Origin of the sequence: Nocardiopsis lucentensis DSM 44048, from assembly GCF_000341125.1 — a bacterium.
Classification (GTDB): domain Bacteria; phylum Actinomycetota; class Actinomycetes; order Streptosporangiales; family Streptosporangiaceae; genus Nocardiopsis; species Nocardiopsis lucentensis.
On the sequence record NZ_ANBC01000483.1, the window covers coordinates 1 to 6,136 of the forward strand.

The 6,136-nt window shown below is 73.4% G+C and carries 5 protein-coding genes; 3 read left to right on the forward strand and 2 right to left on the reverse strand.

What is annotated here, in order from left to right:
• Positions 1–1,476: AfsR/SARP family transcriptional regulator (locus D471_RS34825; protein ID WP_017599762.1), on the reverse strand; the 1,476-nt coding region annotated here is incomplete at its 3' end.
• Positions 1,477–1,674: 198 nt separating this feature from the next.
• On the opposite strand from D471_RS34825, the gene D471_RS0117170 reads away from it, so the two are divergent.
• Positions 1,675–2,613, forward strand: coding sequence for a MurR/RpiR family transcriptional regulator (locus D471_RS0117170; protein ID WP_017599763.1), 939 nt, complete (start codon positions 1,675–1,677; stop codon positions 2,611–2,613).
• Positions 2,614–2,683: 70 nt separating this feature from the next.
• Positions 2,684–3,685: an N-acetylmuramic acid 6-phosphate etherase gene (locus tag D471_RS0117175; protein ID WP_017599764.1), complete on the forward strand. Its 1,002-nt coding sequence runs from the start codon at positions 2,684–2,686 to the stop codon at positions 3,683–3,685.
• Between the two features lie 183 nt (positions 3,686–3,868).
• Here the strand turns inward: D471_RS0117175 and D471_RS0117180 are convergent, their stop codons facing one another.
• The gene (locus tag D471_RS0117180) at positions 3,869–5,431 is read right to left on the reverse strand and encodes a DUF885 family protein (protein ID WP_017599765.1); all 1,563 of its coding nucleotides are present in this window, start codon (positions 5,429–5,431) and stop codon (positions 3,869–3,871) included.
• A 125-nt stretch (positions 5,432–5,556) separates the two neighbouring features.
• Here D471_RS0117180 and D471_RS34830 point away from each other — a divergent pair.
• Positions 5,557–6,136: ElyC/SanA/YdcF family protein (locus D471_RS34830; protein WP_040690039.1), on the forward strand; the 580-nt coding region annotated here is incomplete at its 3' end.

The following is a 6,136-nucleotide window of genomic DNA, read 5'->3' on the forward strand; positions in this document are numbered from 1 at the left end:
TGACTCCAGGAGCGCGACCGCCTCCTCCTGCTCCAGGGCGCCCACCGGCAGCACTCGCAGCCCGTCCCGAACCAGCAGGTCGGTCAACCAGTGCCGGCTGGTGACCACCGCCGCGCACCCGGTCCCCCCGGGCAACAGCGGACGTACCTGCCGGGCGGAGACCGCGTTGTCCAGGACGAGCAGGACGCGCCGGCGGGCGGTGAGCGTCCGCGCCCGCGCCGCCACCTCGTCCGCTCCCAGGTCCGGGGGGACCTCGGCGCCTCCGGTCAGGGAACGCAGCAGGCGGCGCAGCACCTCGGCCGGATCACGCGGCCGCCCGTCCTCACCGCGGAGGTTGACGTAGAGCTGCCCGTCCGGGAAGTGCGCCGCCGCGCCGTGCGCCCAGCGCACGGCGAGGGCGCTGCTCCCCGCACCCGCCGGTCCGCGCACCAGCACCCCGCCGGGCATCAGACCGCAGGGGTCGACCAGCCGGTCGAGTTCGGCCAGTGCCCGTTCCCTGCCCACCAGGGGCGTGACCGCCGCGGGCAGTTCGGCGGGAACCATCCCGGAATCGGGGGGATCGGCCGCCCGCCCCGACCGCACGGTCCCCTCCAGGCCCGCCGCGTCCGCACCGCCCAGGGCGCGGGGACGCGGAACGCGCGGCACCCGGTCGAGGTCGCCCCGCAGGATGCCGTGGAAGGTCTCCCGAAGTTCTCGGCCCGGATCCGCTCCAAGGCGTTCGGCCAGGACCGCGCGTGTACGCGCGTACACGCGCAGTGCCTCACTGGAACGCCCCGCACGGTAGAGGGCGACCATGCGGATGCGGGCCAGGGGTTCGCGTTCGGGGTGGTCTGCGGCGACCGGGGCGACCCGACGCGCGACCTCCTCGTGGTCACCGCGGTCGAGTGCGGCTCCGAACCCCTCCTCGGCGACGCGCAGCAGCTCCTCGTGCAGCGGAGCGACGTCGCGGGCGTGCAGGACGGTGCTGGTGACATCGCCCAGGACGGGGCCGCGCCACAGCCCCAGGGCGTGGATCAGCAGGTCGGTTCGGGCCCCCGGGGAGTCGGCCGCGCCGGCCCGGCGGACCAGGGATCGGAAGGTGAGCAGGTCGGATTCGGTCTCGTCGAGCTCGATCCGGTAGCCGCCCTCGCCGCCCAGGATGAGCGGTCGGCCGCAGTACGTGTCGAACAGGGCGCGGGCACGGGCCACGTGCACCTGGAGGGCACTGCGGTTGGCCTGGTCCGGCGGGACCCCCCACACGCGTTCGACGAGGTCCTCCACGGCCAGGGTCCGCCCCGCACCGAGGAACAGGGATGCCAGCAGGGCCCGACGCTTGCCGCCGCGCAGCGGGAGCGCGACCCCGTCGACCTCGGCTCCGAGGCGGCCGAGGACCGTGACGCGAAGGCTCCCGGACGGACGCCCCCTCGAGGGCGGTTCCGCGTGTCGGGTGTCGGCGGTCGTGGCGTACCGGCGTCTCGCCGAGTCGCGTCGCGACACAGCACCATCCCCCCTGCCAAACGGCGCCAACCTCAGCGGCGAGCCGTGACGCCCGACCCCAGAGTGCCCTCTGAACTGGGATTTCGCAATCTCCACCCAGGTACTTGCCGCCGGAGGCGTGCCTTGTCATCCTTGATTCTCCCGCTTTTTCCCTTCCGCGCGTTGACTCTGCACCACGACCGAAAGAAACTTTCCTCCATGGCGCAAATCCCGAAGTCCTCCGGCGACCAGGCCGCCGGGAACGCCCCCGCCCCCGCGGTTCCCACCACGGTCCTGCGGATCCGGTCGCTGATCCCGTCGCTCGCCCCGGCCGAGCGGCGGGTCGCCCAACGGATCGTCGACGACCCCGAGCGCGCGGCGGCATCGTCCATCACCCAGCTCGCCAAGGACTGCGCCACCTCCGAGGCCACCGTGATCCGCTTCTGTCGGACCATCGACTTCAGCGGTTACCGCGAGCTGCGTCTGGCCCTGGCCACGGAGGCCGGTCAAGCGCGCGGCGCCCGCTCCGGGGCGCCCGAGATGGCCAGCGACATCGACCCGGACGACACCCTGGTCACCGTGGTCCAGAAGATCGCCTACACCGACGCGCGGGCCGTCGAGGAGACCGGGGCGGCACTCGACGTCGACGTGCTGCGCTCGGTCATCGACGGCATGGCGGCGGNNNNTGCCGACCTGCAGCAGAAACTGCACCGGATCGGGATGACGTCCTTCGCGTGGGCGGACGCCCACGTCATGCTGACCAGCGCGGCACTGCTCGACGAACGGGACGTGGCGATCGGCATCTCCCACAGCGGCACCACGATCGACACCGTGCAGGCCCTGACCGAGGCGGGACGGCGCGGAGCGCGGACGGTGGCCATCACCAACTTCCCCCGCTCCCCCATCGGCTTCGCCGACCATGTGCTCACCACCGCGGCGCGCGAGACCACGTTCCGGTCGGGAGCGACCGCGAGCAGACTCGCCCAGCTCACGGTCGTGGACTGCCTCTTCGTGGGACTGGCTCAGAGCCGTTACACGGAGAGCCGCACCGCCCTGGAGACCACCTACGAGGCCGTCCGGGGGCTGCGCATCCACGACGACCGCAGACGCCGCAGAAACGGTGAGGTCCCCGACGCCGCGGGCGCGGGCGACGAGTGATCCGACCCGTCCCGCACCGCACCACGGTGACGGTGCGGGGACGACCACTCACGGAAGGGAACGGCTGCCGGTGCGGACCGAACAGGAGAGCGCTGTGCACAGCGGTACGGACGACGGCCCCGGGGAACACCGCGCCGCCTGGCCTCCGGGAGGCGGCGACACCGTGATCGTCCGGTCGCCCACCGAGGCCCGCAACTCGGGGACCCACGACATCGACCTGCTCTCGTCGCTGGACATCCTGCGGCAGATCAACGCGGAGGACGCGACGGTGCCGGCCGTCGTGGCCGCGGCCCTGCCGGAACTGGCGCGCGCCGTCGACCTGGGGGTGGCGGCGCTGGAGTCCGGCGCGGCCATCCACTACTTCGGCGCCGGCACCTCGGGGCGGATCGCGGCCCAGGACGCCGCCGAACTGCCGCCCACCTACGGCGTGCCCGCGGAGTGGGTGATCGCCCACCACGCGGGGGGCGGTGACGCCCTGGCACACGCGGTGGAGGGGATCGAGGACGACTGGGAGTCCGGACGGATCGACGCGGCCGGTGTGGCGCCCGGGTCACTCGCCGTGGGACTGGCGGCGAGCGGGCGCACCCCCTATGTGGGCGGCGCGTTGGAGGCGGCCCGGGAGCGGTCCGCGGCGACGGTACTGATCAGCGCGAACCCGGGTTCACCGCTGGCCGCGGGCGCGGACGTGCACGTGGGGATGGACACCGGCGCCGAGGTGATCGCCGGGTCCACGCGGATGAAGGCGGGTACGGCGCAGAAACTGGCGCTGAACGCGTTCTCGACCGCCGTCATGGTGCGGATGGGGCGGACCTACTCGAACCTCATGGTCGGTGTCGACGCCACCAACAGCAAGCTGCGCGGACGCGTGGTGACCATCCTGTCGCAGGCGACCGGACTGGGCGAGCGGGCGTGCGCGAAGGCGTTGACCGCGGCCAACGGCGACACCCGCGTGGCGCTGGTGTCGCTGTTGGCCGACGTGGATCCGACGCGGGCGGCGCGGGCGCTGTCCACGGGTGGGGGTCGTGTCCGCGCCGCCCTGGCCGAGCTGGGTGCACCCGACCAGACGGTGTGACCTTGCTTGCTCTGGGCCTCCGCTTCGCTTTGGCCCGTGTTCAGGCACCCCGAAGGCAGGGATTCTTCATCCTCGGCCACGCCTATCGCTCGTTCCTCGCTACGCGGCTCGCCTCGTCTTGCAGAACCCTGACGACGCCCGAACAGTAACCCCCTGGAGCCTCCGCTTCGCTTCGGGTGACCGCTAACCCTCCAGGGCCGTGTCGAGGAGGCCGAGCGGCGGCGAGCCCAGGTCGAGCATGGCCCGGTGGAACCGGGCGAGGGAGAACCCGTCGCCCCACCGCTCCCGGGCCCGCTCCCGGAGCGCGAGGATTTCCAGCTTGCCCCAGGTGTAGCGGCCGTAGGTGGGGTCGAAGGTGGCCCGATTGGCCTCGGACAGGGCCGCGGGCCCCTGGAGCGGTGTGTCCGTCGAGAAGCGGGTGGCCGCCTCCTCCACGGTCATCCCTCCGGTGTGCACGCCGATGGCGACGGAGAGGCGGGTCACGCGGATCAGGGCCTCCAGCCACACGCCGATCTCGTAGTGGGTCCCGGTCCAGCCCGGGTCACCCAGGCGTTCGGCCGCGTACGCGCCGAAGCCCTCCTCCAGGCACATCTCCTCGGCGTAGTGCGCCCACCCCTCCGCGAAGGTCATCGAGTGCAGGGCACGGCGGACCGCGCTGGGCGCCCGGCGCAACGCGCGGCCGTGGGAGTAGTGGCCGGGCGCCACCTCGTGGACGCTGACGGCGGGGAGGGTGGTGTGGCTGAACATCTCCAGCCACTCCGCGGCCTCCTCCGCCGACCAGGCGGGATCGGGCGGGGTGATGTGGTAGAAGGACGGGGTGTCCGCCTCCCACGGCCCCGACCAGGCCATCATCGCGGTGGCCCACCGCTGGGAGGGCGGGGAGGCGTCCACACTGCACTCGCCGTCGCCGTACGGAGCCAGGCCGCGTTCGGCGGTGAAGTCGAGGGCGAGGCGGGTCCAGCCACGTGCGGCGTCGAGGACGCCCTCGGCGTCCGGGTGCTGGCGCGTCAGTTCCCGGCTGACCTCCATAGGGTCACGGCCGGGCGCCAGGCGTCCGGTGGCCTCGGCCAGCCGTTCACGCAGGCGATCGCGTTCGGCGTCGGCTCCGGCGGCCAGGCCGGCGAGGTCGACGGTGGCGGCCTCGGAGACGCCCATGAGCCTGCTCAGGCCGTCCGCACCCAGCGCGGCGCTGCCGGGCCCGGAGACGGCGGCCTCCTCCACGTGGGCGACCAGACGGGCGTGGGCGGCCAGGGCGGTGCGGCGGACCTCGCTGGGAACGGTGTCGGGCAGCCCCTCGGCCGCGCCCCTCACCGCGCCCAGGAGCGACCGGGCGACGGGGGCGGAGAGGCGGTCCAGCGCCTCGATCGCGTGGTCCACGGTTTCGGGCCACTGCTCCAGGTGGGCCGTTCTGGCGCGGTCGCGCTCCTCCTCGGGGGCGTAGGCCCTGTCGTAGCAGGAGACGTCGAGCTCGCCGAGGTGGTGGAGCGGGTTGGCGCGGTGCAGCTGGAGTTCACCCAGCTCCACGCGGAGTCCGTCCTCGAAGGCGGCCAGGTGGGCCTCGTCGTGGGGGTCGTCGAGGCGGGCCCCGCCGAGGGCGGCCAGGCCCGTGCGGACCCCCTCGGGAGACAGGTCGGCGACGACGCCGTCGTACTCGTGCATGCCCGCGCCCTCGCGCATGGCACCGGGGGTGAGGTCGGCCAGCGCCCGCAGTCGCGGAAGAAGTTCGTGTCCTGGTTTCTCAGACATCCGATGACCCTAAACCACCGCCTCCACGGGCTCAGAACCCGGTTCGGCGAACGCCCGCGAACGGCGGGAACGTGAACACGGTGCGAACCCGGAACCCGACCGCCCGTCGGATCGTCTCCCCGGATGTGACGACCTCTGACTCCACACCTTCCGAGCCCGCCGACGACCGTGAGGAGCCCGTGGACCGGGACGAACGTGACGAGGACGACGCCGACGCGCCCGGGCGCCCCTGGCGGCGGATCCTCGGCGCTCTGACCGTGGCCGCCGTCCTGGTGGGCTGCGCACCGTTCGTGTGGTCGCTCGTGTCCACCTCCGCCGACCGCCACTCCGCCGCGACCGTGCCCGACCGCCCGGTGGCCCTCGTGCTCGGCGCGGGGGTGCGTTCCGACGGGCACCCGACCCTGTTGCTCGCCCGCCGCCTGGACACCGCCGCCGACCTCTACTTCGACGGCCGCGTCCAGGCGATCCTGGTCAGCGGGGACAACAGCGTCGAGCACTACAACGAGCCCGACACCATGCGCGGCTACCTGGTGGCCGCCGGGGTCCCCGAGGAGCACGTCGTCGCCGACTACGCGGGCTTTTCCACCTGGGACTCCTGCGCTCGGGCCAACGAGGTGTTCGGGGTGGAGGCGGCCACGGTCGTCACCCAGGACTTCCACCTGCCGCGCGCCGTGGGCCTGTGCCGGACGGCTGGGATCGACGCGG